This is a genomic window from Bradyrhizobium sp. 153 (assembly GCF_023073835.1).
Lineage (GTDB): Bacteria > Pseudomonadota > Alphaproteobacteria > Rhizobiales > Xanthobacteraceae > Bradyrhizobium.
Window position 1 is genome coordinate 189,049 of sequence record NZ_JADPKH010000120.1, and the last position, 15,271, is coordinate 204,319.

General features: G+C 63.7%; 15 protein-coding genes. 2 read left to right on the plus strand and 13 right to left on the minus strand.

All coding sequences use genetic code 11. The features are described 5' to 3' along the window. Nucleotides 1-159: 159 nt before the first annotated feature. The 9 genes from tilS to tolQ all read right to left on the minus strand — a co-directional run bounded on the left by tilS (nt 160) and on the right by tolQ (nt 10,338). Complete coding sequence (tilS, locus tag IVA91_RS28690; RefSeq protein WP_247280196.1) at nt 160-1,218, minus strand: tRNA lysidine(34) synthetase TilS; 1,059 nt, start codon at nt 1,216-1,218, stop codon at nt 160-162. A gap of 82 nt (nt 1,219-1,300) precedes the next feature. Next, nucleotides 1,301-2,368, minus strand: coding sequence for a tol-pal system protein YbgF (gene ybgF / locus IVA91_RS28695; protein WP_247280197.1), 1,068 nt, complete (start codon nt 2,366-2,368; stop codon nt 1,301-1,303). A gap of 188 nt (nt 2,369-2,556) precedes the next feature. After that, nucleotides 2,557-3,045: a peptidoglycan-associated lipoprotein Pal gene (pal, locus tag IVA91_RS28700; protein WP_035704649.1), complete on the minus strand. Its 489-nt coding sequence runs from the start codon at nt 3,043-3,045 to the stop codon at nt 2,557-2,559. Between the two features lie 268 nt (nt 3,046-3,313). Beyond that, the gene (locus tag IVA91_RS28705; RefSeq protein ID WP_247280278.1) at nt 3,314-4,048 is read right to left on the minus strand and encodes a hypothetical protein; all 735 of its coding nucleotides are present in this window, start codon (nt 4,046-4,048) and stop codon (nt 3,314-3,316) included. Nucleotides 4,049-4,201: 153 nt separating this feature from the next. Further along, a complete protein-coding gene (locus tag IVA91_RS28710) occupies nt 4,202-6,532 on the minus strand; it encodes an EAL domain-containing protein (protein ID WP_247280198.1) in 2,331 nt (776 codons plus the stop codon). A gap of 242 nt (nt 6,533-6,774) precedes the next feature. After that, nucleotides 6,775-8,142, minus strand: coding sequence for a Tol-Pal system beta propeller repeat protein TolB (gene tolB, locus IVA91_RS28715; protein ID WP_247280199.1), 1,368 nt, complete (start codon nt 8,140-8,142; stop codon nt 6,775-6,777). Between the two features lie 23 nt (nt 8,143-8,165). Then, entirely contained in the window at nt 8,166-9,125 is a 960-nt protein-coding gene (locus tag IVA91_RS28720; RefSeq protein WP_247280200.1) for a protein TolA, read from the minus strand. A 3-nt stretch (nt 9,126-9,128) separates the two neighbouring features. Beyond that, complete coding sequence (tolR, locus tag IVA91_RS28725; protein ID WP_028173005.1) at nt 9,129-9,578, minus strand: protein TolR; 450 nt, start codon at nt 9,576-9,578, stop codon at nt 9,129-9,131. 43 nt (nt 9,579-9,621) lie between these two features. After that, nucleotides 9,622-10,338, minus strand: a complete 717-nt coding sequence (gene tolQ, locus IVA91_RS28730) for a protein TolQ (protein WP_028180156.1) — start codon at nt 10,336-10,338, stop codon at nt 9,622-9,624. Nucleotides 10,339-10,772: 434 nt separating this feature from the next. Between tolQ and IVA91_RS28735 the strand changes: the two genes are divergently transcribed. Continuing rightward, the gene (locus IVA91_RS28735) at nt 10,773-11,291 is read left to right on the plus strand and encodes a DUF2231 domain-containing protein (RefSeq protein WP_247280201.1); all 519 of its coding nucleotides are present in this window, start codon (nt 10,773-10,775) and stop codon (nt 11,289-11,291) included. Nucleotides 11,292-11,636: 345 nt separating this feature from the next. Then, nucleotides 11,637-12,800, plus strand: coding sequence for a fatty acid desaturase (locus IVA91_RS28740; protein WP_247280202.1), 1,164 nt, complete (start codon nt 11,637-11,639; stop codon nt 12,798-12,800). Nucleotides 12,801-12,920: 120 nt separating this feature from the next. On the opposite strand, the gene IVA91_RS28745 is transcribed toward IVA91_RS28740, so the two are convergent. From IVA91_RS28745 to IVA91_RS28760, 4 genes are all read right to left on the minus strand, one after another. Then, nucleotides 12,921-13,412, minus strand: coding sequence for a DUF2852 domain-containing protein (locus IVA91_RS28745; protein WP_247280203.1), 492 nt, complete (start codon nt 13,410-13,412; stop codon nt 12,921-12,923). 120 nt (nt 13,413-13,532) lie between these two features. Beyond that, nucleotides 13,533-14,273, minus strand: coding sequence for a TetR/AcrR family transcriptional regulator (locus tag IVA91_RS28750; RefSeq protein WP_247280204.1), 741 nt, complete (start codon nt 14,271-14,273; stop codon nt 13,533-13,535). Between the two features lie 130 nt (nt 14,274-14,403). Continuing rightward, nucleotides 14,404-14,769, minus strand: coding sequence for a hypothetical protein (locus IVA91_RS28755; protein WP_247280205.1), 366 nt, complete (start codon nt 14,767-14,769; stop codon nt 14,404-14,406). Between the two features lie 58 nt (nt 14,770-14,827). Beyond that, nucleotides 14,828-15,232 (minus strand): YciI family protein, encoded by a 405-nt coding sequence (locus tag IVA91_RS28760; RefSeq protein ID WP_247280206.1) that lies wholly within the window; start codon nt 15,230-15,232, stop codon nt 14,828-14,830. Nucleotides 15,233-15,271: the final 39 nt, after the last annotated feature.

Consider the following 15,271-nt stretch of genomic DNA (forward strand, 5'->3'; position numbering starts at 1 on the left):
AGGGAACGAGATGGGACTATTTATCCCATCTTAGCGCGATTCCCGCTGAAATAATGGCGCCCGAGCCGGGGTTTTTCCCGCCTGGTTAAGGTCGCCTGAGGCGCAGAGCCGAACCGGCCGGTGTCATGATCCCGACCTCATGCAGCGTTCATACACAGTTCAAGCGCCCTTGCGGCGCCGCGACGGCGCCGGCGCGATGCGGATACGCCCGCCGGCCAGGCTGATCAAGGCTCCCGCGAGCGTTTGCTTCAGAACCGGCCGGCCATTTGCGGCGGCACGGGGACCTGCGGCGATGGCCCGATCGAGCACGGCCATCAGGCTTTCGACCTTGCCGAGTTCCGCCGGCCCCTCGTACCCGAGCGCGTCGATGGCCCGCAGCAGGAGCCGCAGCCGGACCTCCTCCGGCAGGGCGGCAAATGCCGAGGCCTCGAAGCTCCGAACGCCCGCCTGCGGCGCAACGTCGCGATCCCGCAAGCGGAGGAAGCGCTCGGCGCCGTCGGCGAGCACCTCGACCGCCGCATTGGCGCGCGCCAGCCTTGACGCGAGCCGCACCAGCGTGCGGGCATCGCCGCCCTCGGCCGCGAGCTGTGGCAGCAGCGCGCGCAGCCGCGGCCGGGTGAAGGCGGTGTCGCGGTTGGAGGGGTCATCGGCAAAGCCGACCTTCGCCCGCTTCAAGGTCGCGATCAGCTGCGCCTTCGGGACGTCGAGCAGCGGACGCGCCAGCACGATGCCATCGCGCTCGCTGACACCAGCCATCGCCGAGAGCCCGGCAAGTCCGCTGCCGCGGAGCATTCGCATCAACAGGGTCTCGGCCTGATCATCGCGGGTGTGGGCGGTCAGCACATGTCTTGCGCCGACGGCGCGCGCGGCCTGTGCGAGCAGACGGTAGCGGGCCTCGCGCGCCGCGGCAGGCAGTCCCGTCTTCGGCTTTGCACCGCGCCAGCGCAAAGTCCGGTGCGGCAATCCGAGCTCGGCGGCGAGACGCTTGACCTCGCGCGCCTCGCGGGCCGCTTCCGGGCGCAGGCCGTGATCGACGGTGACAACGGTGAGTTGCGGGCCGCGCGCAAGACTGCGCCGCCAGCGGGCCGCGAGCCACATCAGCGCGACCGAGTCGGGCCCGCCCGAGACCGCGAGCACCAGCGCCGACGCAGTTTTGAGGCCGGCGAACAGCCGCCTCGCCTCACGTGCCGAGATCGGAGAATTGTCGTCGTCTGACATGACGCGGCCCAGAAATCGTCAGCGGATGATTGCGATGTTTAGCGCAGCACCATCCGCATTGTCAGGACTCAAACGCCAGGCGTCAGCACTTCACCCGCTTCTGCTCGCGATCGACCGCGGCTTTGACACCGGCCGAGGCGCGCGGATATTTGCGGCCGACCTCGCCGAGGGCGGCGCAGGCGGCCTCCTTCTCCTTCAGCGCGGCGAGCGACTGGCCGAGTCGCAGCAGGGCATCCGGCGCCTTGGCCGATTTTTCGTATTTGGTGGTGACGGCGAGGAAGGCTTCCGCGGAATCGCGATATTGCTGGCGCTGGAAGTAGCTCTCGCCGAGCCAGTATTGCGCATCGCCGAGCAGCGGGTCGCTCGGATATTTCTGCGCAAAATTCTTCATGGTCTGCTCGGCGAGCGCATAGTCCTTGCGCTGCATGTAGCCGATGCCGAGGTCGAACTCGTCGCGCGGCGTTGCCGAGGGCGGCAGCGTCGTCAGGCCAGCGCCGCCTGATGGCGCGGGATAGCCGGATTGGGCCGGCGGATAGCCGGGCTGGGCGGCCGGGGGAGCGGCCTGCTGCTGATAACGGGGGCTGGTGTTGGCAAGATCGAGCGGCTCGCCGGCACCGCGTCCGCCCGGTGCTCCTGCCGGCATAGGCTGCTGCCCACCGCCGAGCGCACGTGGCGCACCGGGCGCGGTCGGGTTCTGGTTCGGATCGAAGGCATCGCCGCGGCGGCGCGTGCCCGGTGCGCCAGGCGCCGGCTGCTCCTGAACGATCGGCGCGGGAGCCGCGATCTGCGGCTGCTCGTAATTCGGCTGCACGGCCGGTTGTTGCGGCTGCTGCTGGCGATAGCCCGGCGCGACTTGGCTGGGTGCGATCTGGGCAGGCGGCATCGCCGCGACGCTGGGCGCCTGTCCGGGCGGGGCTTGCGCGCCGCTTTCGAGCGCCCGCAGCCGCTCCTCGAGCTGGCGGTTGCGATATTGCAGCTGCTCGTTCTGGCCGGTGAGCTGGCGCAGCTGGTTCTCCAGCCGCTCGATCCGCATCTCGGGGTCGGCATCATCCGACTGCGCGAAGACCGACTGCGCAAGTGCGGGCGAGCACAAAGAGAGCAGCGCGGCAATCGCCGCGGTGCCGGTAAAGACCTTAAATCTGGATGACATCTTGCCCTGACGACAAAAGCGAAATGGCCTGCAACGGAACATTCGACGCGCCACACATTGAAGTGGAGTACGCCAAAAATGTGACTGGTACCAAGGGGTTTCCGTCACAGAATGCTGAAACGAAACCGGCGCCCGAGAGGGCGCCGGCATAATCGAGTTCTGAAGCTGAACGGCACCTGACTGAAGCGTCAGGAGCTCGCGTTCAAGACGGTGACGGCGCGCCGGTTCTGCGACCAGCAGGAGATGTCGTTACAGACGGCCACCGGCCGCTCCTTGCCGTAGGAGATCGTGCGCATGCGGTTCGGATCGATGCCGCGTGAGGCGAGGAACGAACGCACCGACTGGGCTCTCCGGGCGCCGAGCGCGATGTTGTATTCGCGGGTGCCGCGCTCGTCGGCATGACCTTCGATGGTGAAGCTGTAGCGCGGATAGGTCTGCAGCCACTGCGCCTGCTTCTCCAGGGTCACGATCGCCTGCGGGGTCAGATCGGTCTGGTCGCTCTCGAAGAACACGCGGTCACCCACGTTGACGACGAAGTCCTGCTGGCTGCCCGGCGTCGCCGCGTTGGCCATCGCATCCGTCGCAGCATTCTTGTTGGCGCAGGCGCCCATCGACAGCGCGACAGCAAGCACCGCGACCAGCTTCAATCCCTGGAGGATACGCATAGGATGTTTCATTCCGGAGCCTCCACGCTCGCGTTAGTCCACTGCTGTCCGGTCTACAGGGGGTTGGTTAAGCGAACGTTCCGTCAACCTTGACGGAACCTTGCCTCAGCCAGTCAAATGCCCCCAACCAGCGAAAAGCACCCGTCATGGTTAATGGGTTGTAAATGTGGCGCAAGGGTGAAGGCAAGCGGTGCTTATGACCAGAACGCGCGCTTGCACCAGGATAGAACCCCCGCTGCCAGCGCCTGAAAACACATGAACCACAAACGAGGCGGAGGGATCAGGCCTGGGCGGCCACAGCGCCGGCAACAAGAACCGGCCTGGGTGCGGCGATCCGGTGGGTGCCCCGTTCAAATAGCATCCGCCGCTCAAACGCGCTCGAGCGCATGATCGGGAAACGCGTCAGGATCTTTTCCCGGACCTTGGGATAATTCGAGGCCATCAGGACGGCTTTCTTCGTCGGCCAGCCCGGAAATGAACGCGGCTCAGTGAGAGTCTCGGACAGGAACACGCGGCGGTAGAACGCCTGATGATCGGTCCGCACCATCGAAAGTCCGACATCGGCATTGAAATGCTCGCAAGCTACGAAAGGCAGCCGCACCGTCAGATAGGGCAGTTCAGGGAACCGCTGCTGCATTTCGGGATCGGCAACAAATCGACACGGATCGACAAAAACCTCGCCCCGGTCCAGGCGAGGATGCAGGACGTCGCCGAACACCTCCGTGGTGTAGGACATCCGCCATTCGGAGGTCAGAACGTGGATGCGCACGGCAGCGCAAAGCTCGTCTGCGACGTAGACGCCGAAATTCCAAACGTTGGGCGCGCTATCAAAACGGTCAGTTACCCGCTGGGACTCGGACGGTGGGATCAGTCCTGCTTGCAGATAGGCGCGGTAGCGCATCCGATACAGGGTTTCATTGTCCTCCGGCGTTTCGAGGAGGCGATAGTCGATGCGATCGAACAGCGCGGCTCCGCGCGGAAGGAGCGCCGTCTGCGGTTCGGCCCCGGACTTCATCTGCAATCTCTACGCTCCGAACAACCTCTGCGAGTAGGTAGAGATTAATGGTTCATTAACGGAATTGCAAAGACTTGAATCGGTTACGGTTAACCCCGTACGACTACGGTGATGCTGAACGAGCGGAAACGAAGGGATATTGAGAACTGGAAGTCAGGCGATCGATCGCGATACGGCGACCACCTGATCCTTGCCGCCGCGAATGCCGTGCGAGGCATTGAGCAATTGGCGCACCCGCACCGCCGGTACCGGCCGGCTGAACAGATAACCCTGTCCCTCGGTCACCGTACCGTCGGCACTGATCAGTTCGAGCTGCTCGTTGGTCTCGATTCCCTCGACCACGACGGACATGCCAAGGTCCGCCGACAGTCTTGCCACGCCGCGCAAAAGCGTCAGCGGCCGGTCGGCGTCGATGCCCTCCAGGAAGGAGCGGTCGATCTTCACCTTCTGCATCGGGAAATTGTGCAGATAGCTGAGGCTGGAGTAGCCGGTACCGAAATCGTCGAGCGAGATGCGCACGCCGAGCGCATGCAGTTGCGACAGGATGTCGTGCGTGAGCTGGGTGTTGCGCAGCAGCGAGGACTCGGTGATCTCGATCTCCAGCCGATGCGCCGGCAGGCCCGACACTTCGAGCGCGTAGCGGATTTCGCTCAGCACGTCCCGCTGGTGGAATTGCTGCGGCGAGAAGTTGACGGCGACGCTGACGCCCTCCGGCCACTTCGCGCATTCCATGCAGGCGCGGCGCAGGATCCAGCGGCCGAGATCGACGATCAGGCCCATGTCTTCGGCAACCGGGATGATGTCGACCGGCGAGACCGTGCCGCGCACCGGATGATTCCAGCGCAGCAGCGCCTCGCAGGTGGTGATCTTGCCGGATTTCAGATTGACCAGCGGCTGATAGAACAGCTCGAACTCCTCGTGAGCGAGCGCCTTGCGCAGGTCGAGCTCGAGGATGCGGCGGGCCTCGACGGTCGCCGCCATCTCGTCGCGGAAGAAGCAGAAGGTGCCGCGGCCGTCGGCCTTGGCGCGGTACAGCGCCATATCGGCGTTCTTGAGCAGCGTATCGGCGCTGGTGCCATCCGGCGAGGTCAGTGCGATGCCGACGCTGGCGCCGATCTCGACCAGATGGTTGTCGATGCGATAGCGCTCGCTCAGCCGCTCGACGATACGGCGGGCCAGCGCAGCTGCGTCCTCGGGCGAGGAGAGGTTCTGCTGGAACACGACGAACTCGTCGCCGCCGAAACGGGCGACGAAATCCTCGGGGCGCAGCATCTCGCGCAGACGGTTGGCCACCGCGCACAGGAGCTGGTCACCGCAGGGATGGCCCAGCGTATCGTTGACTTGCTTGAACTGGTCAAGATCAACGAACAGCAGAGCGGATAGACGCGCTGAATTCCGCGCGACGGCGAGCAACCGCTCGATCTCGTCGCGAAAATTGACACGGTTCGGCAGCGCTGTGAGGTCATCGTAGCGAGCCAGATGGCTGATCCTGGCCTCGGCGTTGCGCCGCTCGGTGATGTCCTCGAGCAGTACCACCGCGCCGCCATCAGCCATCGGCTGGACGGTCCATGACAGCGAACGGTTCCTTCGCGGATCGGGGTCGGTGGTGATGATTTCCTTCGCCTGCGCGGTTTCGATGTCGGCAATAATCAGGTCGCCGCTCGCGGCCGATATCGATCCCGCTTCGACGCATGCGGCGACGACGCCGCGCACGCTCGTGCCGTTCTGGGCGAGATTGTCGGGCAGGTCCATCATCGCGCCAAAGCGGTGGTTCATCACCGCGAGTTGGCCGTCGATGCGAAACATGCAGAGTCCGTGCGGCATGTTGTTGAGGGCCGTGTCGAACTGGCCGGCGAGCGCAGCCTCGCGCTCGCGTGCGATAACCGCGCGCAGAAATATCTTGTGCAGATTGCCGGAGAGCCGCATGACCGAGAGCAGGAACGCGGCGCACACGACGGACATTGCCACGTAATAGGGCGTGCCGCGCAGCGCCAGCGCGACCACAGCCGGGCCGAATATCAAGGTGGCTTGCAGACGAAATATCGACTGCCGTCCGTAAGCTCTCCCCGCTCCTCCGGCCACGATTCCGGTGGTGACCGAGAGGGCAATCATGTGAGCGATGGCGTCGTCATTGCTCAGCAGGGTCGTGGAGCACCATAGACCAATCACGACGGCCTGGATGAGCGCTCCGACTTGGTAGCGCATTTGCAGATTTGCCGCTTGTTCCGCGCTCAGGACCGATTTTCGGGCCTGGTACCGGCTCAAATCGAAGGCCCGTATAGCTCCTGCGAGAATGAGAAGAGGAACAAATCCCCAAATCAGCGTCTGTCCCGTCTTCAGCGCCGTCAAGGATGCCGCGAACGCCGAGAAGATGATGCCGGTAAGCACCGTGCCAGGAGCCTCGAACAGCGAATCGGTCAGCGCCGCCGAAATCGTCGGCGAGGCCTGCTCCTCAGGTTCTCCGCTCTGGCTTGCGAACTGCATTTGTATCTGTACGCGCGTCCTGTTTGGCGCGTAGTTTTACTCAACCCAGATGAAGCCTTTCTGAGGGAACATCGTTAAAGTGGAGTTGTTTTTCGGCAATGGCGGACCTATTTCTGCTGATATTTCAAGCTACTAGGCAAGCCTTGCCGAGCGCAAGGCGAAGGAAAGCTTGCTTTCCTCAGCGAAGCCGAAAAAATCTGCCCGCATTTTCGACAACGTTGCGCGTCTGACCGCGTAACTCTTTATTGGCCCGCCGTCGAAGACAATAGCGGCGACCACGCCGGGTCTGAGGCGAAGCCTGGCGTCGGCACCTTCAGCTCGTTGCGCCCCGAAATGTCGACGCTGTACAGCGACGGTCCGCTGTTGCCGCCGGGGTCGCGAAAGAACATCAGCACGCGGCCGTTCGGCGAGAAGGTCGGGCCTTCGTTGTGGAAGCCGGAGGTGAGCAGCCGCTCGCCGGAGCCGTCCGGCTTCATGACGCCAATCGCGAACTGCCCGCCGCCTTGCCTGGTGAAGGCGATGTAATCGCCCTTCGGCGACCACACGGGTGTCGAATAGCTGGCGTTGGTGTCGTCCTTGGAGAAGGAGATGCGCTGCGCCTGCCCACCGCCCGCCGCCATCACATAGATCTGCGACCTGCCGCCGCGATCGGATTCGAAGCAGATCCGGCTGCCATCTGGAGAATAAGAAGGAGAAGTGTCGATCGCCGGCGTGTCGGTGAGGCGCGTGGTCGAGCGCGAGCGCAGATCCATCACGAACAGGTTGGAATTGCCGCCCTGCTGCAGGCTCATGATGACGCGCTGGCCGTCCGGCGAGAAGCGCGGCGCAAAGGTCATGCCGGGGAAATTGCCGACGATCTCGCGCTGGCCGGTCTCGATGTTGAAGAGATAGACCTTCGGATCGCCCTGGCCGAACTCCATGTAGGTGATCTCTTGCGAGTTGGGCGAGAACCGCGGCGTCAGCACGAGGTCGGAGCCGCGGGTCAGGTAGCGGACATTGGCGCCGTCCTGATCCATCATCGCAAGTCGCTTGACGCGGCGCTCCTTCGGCCCGGTTTCGTCCACGAACACCACGCGGCTGTCGAAATAGCCCTTCTCGCCAGTCATCCGCTCGTAGATCTGATCGGAGATGATGTGGGCGATGCGGCGCCAATATTCCGGCGAGGTGAAATATTGCTGGCCGGCGAGCTGTTGGCCGGAGACGACGTCCCACAGGCGGAATTCGGCCTTGAGCCTTCCGTCGGGCTGCCGCGTCATGCGGCCGGTGACGAGGGCCTGCGCGTTGATGGTCTTCCAGTTCTGGAATTGCGGCGCGACGTCGATGTTGCTGATGCGCTCGATGAAGGCGGCCTGGTCGATCGGCGCGAACAGCCCCGAGCGCTTCAGGTTGTTGGTGATCACCTGCGTGACGCCGTTGCCGACGTCGCCGTCGGCGGGCGAGCCCGGCACGAAGTTGGTGATCGCGATCGGGATCGGCTGGAACGCCGTGGGATCGATGCGAAGGCGGGGCTCCTGGCCCTGCGCGCAGGCCCGGCCGCCCCCGAGCATCGCGAGCGTCGATCCGGTCAGGGTCATGAAGCGGCGGCGGTTCATCGATCGGACGTCATTCATTGCAAAATTCTTTTGTTCGGATGTCACAACATATCTTTCAGGCCGAAAGTCATGGGAATGAGCTTCCAGCTCTCGTACTGCTGCTTCGGCATGAACGAGTAGACCTGACACTGCACGATGGCGCGCTTGGCGCTCTCCGCCACCGCCTGGGCGATCGACCGCGACGGTCCCCTCACCGCGACGACGATCGGCTCGGAGGCGAGCGATCCATCGATCTTCATGGGAATGTCGATGTCGGCCTCATACTGCTCGGCATCCTGCCCGTTATAGGTCGGCGTGAAGCAGCGCTTGACTGCGCCTTGGAATGCACCACGCCAGGTCGCGACGTTGTTGGCGGCCGTCCCCGTCGCCGCTCCTAGCGAGGCCGACGCGTTCAACGTCGAGCCGGCGAGCTCGTGCCGGGTGGCAGCGCGCTTGTCGAGGTCGCGCTGGATCTGGGCGGGATCGAAGGTGCGCTCCTTGGGCTTCGGCTGCTGCTGCGGCTGCACCGCCGCGACCTTTTGCTCAACCGGCTTTGGCGGCGGCTTCTTGGTCTCCAGCTTCTTCTGGAGCTCGGCGATCGGATCTTCCTTGGCCGGATCAGGCTTCTTTTCCTGCGGCTTCGGCTCTTCCTTCGGCTTTGCCTCGGCAACGGGCTTCGGCGGCTCGGGCTTCTTTTCGACCGGCTTCTCGACGGGTTTTGGCGGCGGCTCGGGCGTCGAGTTGGTCTTGATCAGCTCTTTCTTCTCGGTGACCTTGCCGACAGCGTCTTCCTCGGGCTTGGGCTCCGCGATCTTCTCCACCTTCGGCTTCGGCTTGTCCTTGTCGCCGGTCTTCTGCCCTGCCATCATCTTCGCGAGCTGATCCGAGGAGATGATGTCGATCGGAAGCGACTCTTCCGGCGCCACATAGGCCTTGCTGCTAAAGGTGACGAGCCCCCATCCCAGCACAAGGACGTGGAGAGCAATCGACGCAACGAGTGTCTTGTCGACCTTCACCTTCACGGCCTACCCCTGATCCGCTTCCGTGACGAGCGCCAGCTTCTTGAAGCCCGCGCCGGATAACAGGCCCATCACCCTGGCAACCGTTCCGTAATCGGCCTTCTTGTCGGCGCGCAGATAGATGCGTTCCTCGAGCCCTCCGCGGGCGTCCGTGATCGCCTTGAGCTTCGGCACCAGCTCGTTGATCGCGATCTCGGCGTCGTTGATGAACACCTTGCCCTTGATGTCGACTGACATCTGGATCGGCTTCTGGTCGTTCTGCTCGAGGCTTTTCGCCTGGGTCTGCGGCAGATCGAGCGGCACGCCGACGGTGAGCAGTGGTGCCGACACCATGAAGATGATGAGCAGCACCAGCATGACGTCGACCATGGGAGTGACGTTGATCTCGGCCATGACCGGCTTGCGCCGGCTGCGGCGCCCGCCGCCTCCGGACGAACTCGCGACGTTCATGCCCATGGTCTGGTGCCCAATTTGCCCTTCACACTATACATGCCGTCGGTCAGCCCCGCTCGTCGATCTGACGCGACAGGATGGCGGAAAATTCATCCGCGAAGCCCTCGAGCCGCTGGGCCTGCCGGTTCACCTCGGAGGTGAACTTATTGTAGAAAATAGTGGCAGGAATGGCGGCGATAAGGCCGACGGCGGTCGCAAACAGCGCCTCGGCAATACCGGGAGCCACCACCGCCAGAGAGGTATTTTTCGACGCCGCGATCGACTGGAAGCTCGACATGATGCCCCAGACCGTGCCGAACAGGCCGACGAAGGGGCCGGCGGAGCCGACCGTCGCGAGCACCAAGAGCCGGCGTTCCAGCCGCTCGACCTCGCGCGCGATCGACACGTTCATCACCTTGTCGATGCGCATCTGGAGGCCCGCGACCGAGCGGGCATGGCTCTCGAAGGAACGCTTCCATTCGCGCATCGCCGCGACGAAACAGGCCGCCATGGAATGGGTCGGCTTGGCCGAGAGCGTGCGATAGAGCTCCTCGATCGATTCGCCGGACCAGAAGGCCTGCTCAAATCGGTCCATCGAGCGCCGCGTGCGCGCGTAAAGAAAGATCTTGTCGATGGCGATCGCCCAGACCCAGACCGAACAGGACAGAAGTCCCAGCATCACCGCCTTCACGATCCAGTGAGCCTGCCAGAACAGCGCAATCAGCGACACGTCGGCGGAGGCAGCAACCGGAAGGGCTGACTGAGCCACGTCGGCCGGATTCATAAGCAGTATCCTCTCAAGGCGATCGTTACCTGACGTCCTTCGGCCAGCAAATGGCTGCCGGTGTTCCCCAACAGCCGCGCTAGAACCGGCGCGGCTGGCAAGCCCGCTCAAAGCCTTGTCTTTTTGGGGTGCAGGGCTCGTCCAAAGGCTCTTCCAAAGCCGGTCGCCTGCATTCCCCGCCAAGATGTCAAAACTATGGGCTTCGACACGGCTTCGGGCGCGACTGTCCGCAATTACCAGAGCCCGGCGTTGGTTAATGCCGGGTTACCGCCAGCGAGTTTGGCTACGGGAAAGGCAGGCAACGCAGGGGGATGGAGGCAGGCAGGGTCCGCGGCGTCGGGACAGGGGAGTTCCGCCTCCTCCGTCCCGTGCCTGCAGGAACCAGCTCTCGCCCGGAAAAGTTGTCCCAGAAATTCATTTTTGCGAGGTTTTCCATGAGCATCAACCCCAAAACGACCGCCGCAGTCGGCGACCACCCTCTGCACCCCATGCTGATTCCATTCCCCGTCGCGTTCCTGGTCGGCGCGCCCATCGCCGATCTGGCATTCATCGGAACCGGCGATACTTTCTGGGCGCGCGCCGCGATCTGGCTGATCGGAGCCGGCATCGTCATGGCGCTCGTTGCTGCTGCGGCCGGCTTTACGGACTTCTTCAGCGAGCCCCGGATCCGCCGCCTGAATGATGCCTGGTACCACATGGTCGGCAATCTCGCGGCGGTCGTGCTGGCGCTGGTGAACTTCTATCTCCGCTACGCGCAAGGCACTGAAGCTGCGGTCAAGCCGTGGGGCGTGGTGCTGTCGCTCATCGTCGTCGGTATCCTCCTGTTCACGGGATGGAAGGGCTGGGAAATGGTGTATCGGCATCACGTCGCGGTGCTGGACGCGCCAGGCCAGACCAGTTCGGAGCCGGTCACGCCACATCGTGGCGGCGAGAGCCACCGGCGGGCCGCCTGACGCCGTGCCGATGCTGATGTTCTGAAAGGCTTGTGACCTCCGCCGATCGCCACATTGGCGCCGATCATCATGCCGGTGGCACGGTCGAAATCCTCGGCGATCGGCCGCTGCGCTCGACCTGGCGTGCGCTCGGTGCCGTTTCCGTGAGACTACGTGCTTGCATAGCAGGCATTCAGGACCATATGTTCGTCGAGCTTCGGCCGACTGCTTTGGCCGAATGTACCAGCAAAGCATCTCGTTCGCGACCCCGCGGTGGCACGCCATCAGCGGGGTTTTTCACAGGCGGCCGACTTTGGCGCCGCCGGAGCGAAACGCATCATCTTCGTTCAAGGTCACTCTGAAAACATGTCGCCCAACACCGCCGCCGACGACCAGCATGAGGACATCATGTATCCCTCCGCCCTGCCGTTTCTGCTGGTCCATCTCGGCTGCGTTGCAGCGATCTGGTCAGGCATCGATTGGCAGGCACTCGTGATCTGCGTCTTACTGTATTGCGTGCGGATGTTTGCGATCGGAGCCGGCTACCACCGCTACTTCTCACATCGGGCGTTTGCGACCGGCCGAGTGTTTCAGTTTATCCTGGCCTGCCTCGCGCAGAGCAGCGCGCAGAAGAGCGTCCTGTGGTGGGCGGCCAAGCATCGGCACCATCACCTGCATTCCGATACGGAAACCGACGTGCACTCGCCGCGTCACCGCGGCTTCCTCTACAGCCATCTCGGCTGGATTTTTTCCCGGCAGCACGACGCCACCGACCTCGTCAAGATCGCCGATTTCGCCGCTTATCCGGAGCTGATGTGGCTGCATCGGCTCGAGCTGCTGCCGGCCTTTGTGCTTGCAGCGCTTTGCTTCCTGGTGGCGGGCTGGTCAGGTCTGGTCGTCGGCTTCCTCTGGAGCACGGTGCTGGTCTATCACGCGACCTTCTGCATCAATTCCCTCGCCCATGTGCATGGACGCAAGCGGTACGTGACGGGTGATGATTCCCGCAACAATTGGCTGCTGGCGTTGTTCACCCTGGGCGAGGGCTGGCACAACAATCACCACGCCTACCAGAGCAGCGTGCGACAAGGCTTTCGCTGGTGGGAGATCGACGTGACCTATTACGTCCTGAAGGTCTTGTCGTGGGTCGGCGTCGTCTGGAACATGAAGGCGCCGCCCGAACAGGTGCTGCGCAACGAGCAACCGCTCGGCTCGCGGGTCATCAATCGGGCGGCCCGCGAACTTGCCGGACGTTTCGATGCGCAGACCTTGGCGCATGCGATCTCGTCGGCGCGGCGCCGGGCCGACCTCGCCCAGCTGCAACTGCCGACGCTGCACGACATCCTCAACCGCGCGCACGAAGGCGTCGATGCGCTGACGCATCTGCATCTGCCGAAGATCCCGAGCCGGGACGAGTTTCTCGCCGAGGCCAAGGCGATGTTCGCGCGAACACGATCGCTCAACGAAATCGTGGACCACGCCTACGAACACTTCCTGGCGTCGGTCCGCGCGCAGCTCGCGACCACGACCTGAACGTTGCGGCTGACCGCCGCGCTTCCCTGAAAACCAAACCGCCCGCCTGCGGGTTGCGCAGGCGGGCGGCTCGGGGCCATCAGGACTTTGGGGGCATGCGCCTGAAGGCTTTGAGAGGTGTCAACCCTGCTGCTGGTCTGTCGGCGGCGGGGTCGGACGCGTCTTGTGCTGCGCCATGAACTGGTCGAACTCTTCCTTGTCCTTGGCGTGACGCAGCCGGGTCAGAAAATCCTTGAACTCGCGCTGCTCTTCCTCGAGCCGCTGCAGCGTCTCGGCGCGATATTCGTCGAAGGCGCGGTTGCCGGATGACGGCGGGCCGAAGCCAAAGCCGAAGCCACGGCGCTCCATGCGATCGCGCATGCGGTCCATCCTGTACTGCATCTTCTCCATCTTGTTCTGCCAGCGATCCTGGTGGCTCCAGCACGACATTCTTCTGCTCCCGAGTGTGAAAAAGAGAAGGGCAAGTCCGATCGGCCACCAGATGATGAAGCCGAGAATGGTCACGGCGATCCAGCCGGGATGCCAGGGCGTCTCCAGCATGTGAGGACGCTGGTACTGTTGGTATTGGTCCGAGGGGCCGCGCCATCGATTGACATCAGCGGTGTAGGCCATTTCCATCTCCATGACGGCATCAGCGCCGTTGTGAATGTAAATAACATTTACATAGCTAGACCATCCCGCGATTTTGTCAAGCCAGCCGCCAGACAGGGGCGCCGAATTATTTGCGCAATTTTATTTCGGCTTGCCCCAGGGGCCGCCGGGCGGCACGCCTGAACCGGAGGACGCCTCCGGTGGCACCGGCGGCGGCTCGGCGCTCTTCTTCTGCGGGCGGCGATCGGTTGGGAAGCCGAGACCGCGCAGATAGATCAGCACCTCGGCTTCGAGCAGTTCATCCGGCGACATCGGCAGTTTTCGTCGCGCGGCATCGCCGCGGGAAAACAAGGAGGCCACGCCATGCGCCATCGACCAGATGTGCAGCGCCATCATCATCGCCGGCGGCCGCGGCGTGCCAGGAGGCGCCAATGCCGCGAGCCGCTCCGCGGCGGCGCGAATGATGTTGAAGGCGCGCTCGCTGGCGGCCTGTAGCGCCGGATTGGCATCGACCGGCAGGCCGGACTCGAACATCGCGTTATAGAAAGCGGGCTCATCGCGGGCGAAGGCAAGGTAGGCCTTGCCGACGCGCTCGAACGCGGTGACCGTGTCGGGACGCCCATCGTCCCAGGCCGAAGTCAGGCGCGCCTCGAACTGCTCGAAGCCGCGCTGGGCGATCGAGGACAACAGCTCGTCGCGGTCACGAAAATGCCGATAGGGCGCCGCCGCGCTGACCCCGGCCATGCGCGCAGCATCGGCAAAGGTGAAGCCGGCCGCGCCCTTCTCGGCAATCAGCCCGAGAGCGGCCTGCAACAGGGCCTCCTTCAGATTGCCGTGGTGATAGCCGCGCTCGGCGCGGCGTTGCTCCTTGCGCCAGCTCATGTGAACGACTTTTACATGAGCCGGGCGTGAAGGTCACTAGCGGCGATGAGGCATCATTAACCCGTATTTCGCACGTCCAGGCCGGTCCGATGCGTCAGTATCGGGCCCCGGAAGGAAGTTCGGCCGAAAGCTACATCTGCGGAATGGGCAGCACGGGCATGACTTCGATCGCCTCGCCCGGGAAGATCGCAAAATGCGGATGGTTCTCGAACAGCCTGGCAGCTTCCTCTTGCGAGGCAGCCCGCACGACCGTGAAGCCGGTCAGGGCATTGCTGACCTCGGTGATGCCGCTCGCGTCGATCCTGCGGGTCTTGCCAAGCGGGCCGCCCATCTCGACGATGACGGCTTGGTGCTTCTCGACCCAGCCGTGCCAGGCGGCCATGCCCTCCTGCTCCCTTGCTTTCCGTTCGGCCTCGGGCAGCGCGCGCCAGGCCGCCATTTTCGTACCCGTCATGCTGCCGAGATAGACAGCGAGAAATTTCTGTTCGGTGCTCATCGGTTCTCTCCTTGTTGATCGATTGACGCTAGCCGCGATTCATCGCGACCCGCTGTGGCTACTTCTTCAGGTCGTCGAATCCGGCGGCGGCGTGCTGCACGTCGGGGGGAAAGTCGCTCATCTCCTGCACCTGCCGGATCTCGATGATTTCGTTCGGCGAGGCCGGACACTTCTTGGCCCATGCGATCGCTTCCTCGCGCGAGGCGACCTCGATCATCCAGTAACCACCCAGGACCTCCTTGGCCTCAGTGAAAGGCCCGTCGGTCACGACAGGCACGCCGGTCGCAAACGAGACCCGTGCGCCCATCGAGGGCGGATGCAGGCCGTCGAGCGTGATCAGCACGCCGGCATCCTTCAGCGCCTCGTTGTAGCGCATCATCGCAGCAACGCGTTCTGGATCGAGCTGCACGTCCGGCGGAGCGCTCTCGTAACCGAGCGGGATCATGAGCATCATAAATCGCATGAGAGTTCCTCGTTATTCGCTATCATTTCCGCGGCGCGA

Excerpts from the sequence above, each read along its gene's own strand:
- tolB (WP_247280199.1), bottom strand. The coding sequence starts at position 8,142 with ATGAATGACGTCCGATCGATGAACCGCCGCCGCTTCATGACCCTGACC.
- IVA91_RS28710 (WP_247280198.1), bottom strand. The coding sequence starts at position 6,532 with ATGCAGTTCGCAAGCCAGAGCGGAGAACCTGAGGAGCAGGCCTCGCCG.
- IVA91_RS28750 (WP_247280204.1), bottom strand. The coding sequence starts at position 14,273 with ATGAGCTGGCGCAAGGAGCAACGCCGCGCCGAGCGCGGCTATCACCAC.
- IVA91_RS28760 (WP_247280206.1), bottom strand. The coding sequence starts at position 15,232 with ATGCGATTTATGATGCTCATGATCCCGCTCGGTTACGAGAGCGCTCCG.
- IVA91_RS28755 (WP_247280205.1), bottom strand. The coding sequence starts at position 14,769 with ATGAGCACCGAACAGAAATTTCTCGCTGTCTATCTCGGCAGCATGACG.
- ybgF (WP_247280197.1), bottom strand. The coding sequence starts at position 2,368 with ATGTCATCCAGATTTAAGGTCTTTACCGGCACCGCGGCGATTGCCGCG.
- IVA91_RS28745 (WP_247280203.1), bottom strand. The coding sequence starts at position 13,412 with ATGGCCTACACCGCTGATGTCAATCGATGGCGCGGCCCCTCGGACCAA.
- tilS (WP_247280196.1), bottom strand. The coding sequence starts at position 1,218 with ATGTCAGACGACGACAATTCTCCGATCTCGGCACGTGAGGCGAGGCGG.
- tolR (WP_028173005.1), bottom strand. The coding sequence starts at position 9,578 with ATGGGCATGAACGTCGCGAGTTCGTCCGGAGGCGGCGGGCGCCGCAGC.
- IVA91_RS28705 (WP_247280278.1), bottom strand. The coding sequence starts at position 4,048 with ATGAAGTCCGGGGCCGAACCGCAGACGGCGCTCCTTCCGCGCGGAGCC.
- pal (WP_035704649.1), bottom strand. The coding sequence starts at position 3,045 with ATGAAACATCCTATGCGTATCCTCCAGGGATTGAAGCTGGTCGCGGTG.
- tolQ (WP_028180156.1), bottom strand. The coding sequence starts at position 10,338 with ATGAATCCGGCCGACGTGGCTCAGTCAGCCCTTCCGGTTGCTGCCTCC.
- IVA91_RS28740 (WP_247280202.1), top strand. The coding sequence starts at position 11,637 with ATGTCGCCCAACACCGCCGCCGACGACCAGCATGAGGACATCATGTAT.
- IVA91_RS28735 (WP_247280201.1), top strand. The coding sequence starts at position 10,773 with ATGAGCATCAACCCCAAAACGACCGCCGCAGTCGGCGACCACCCTCTG.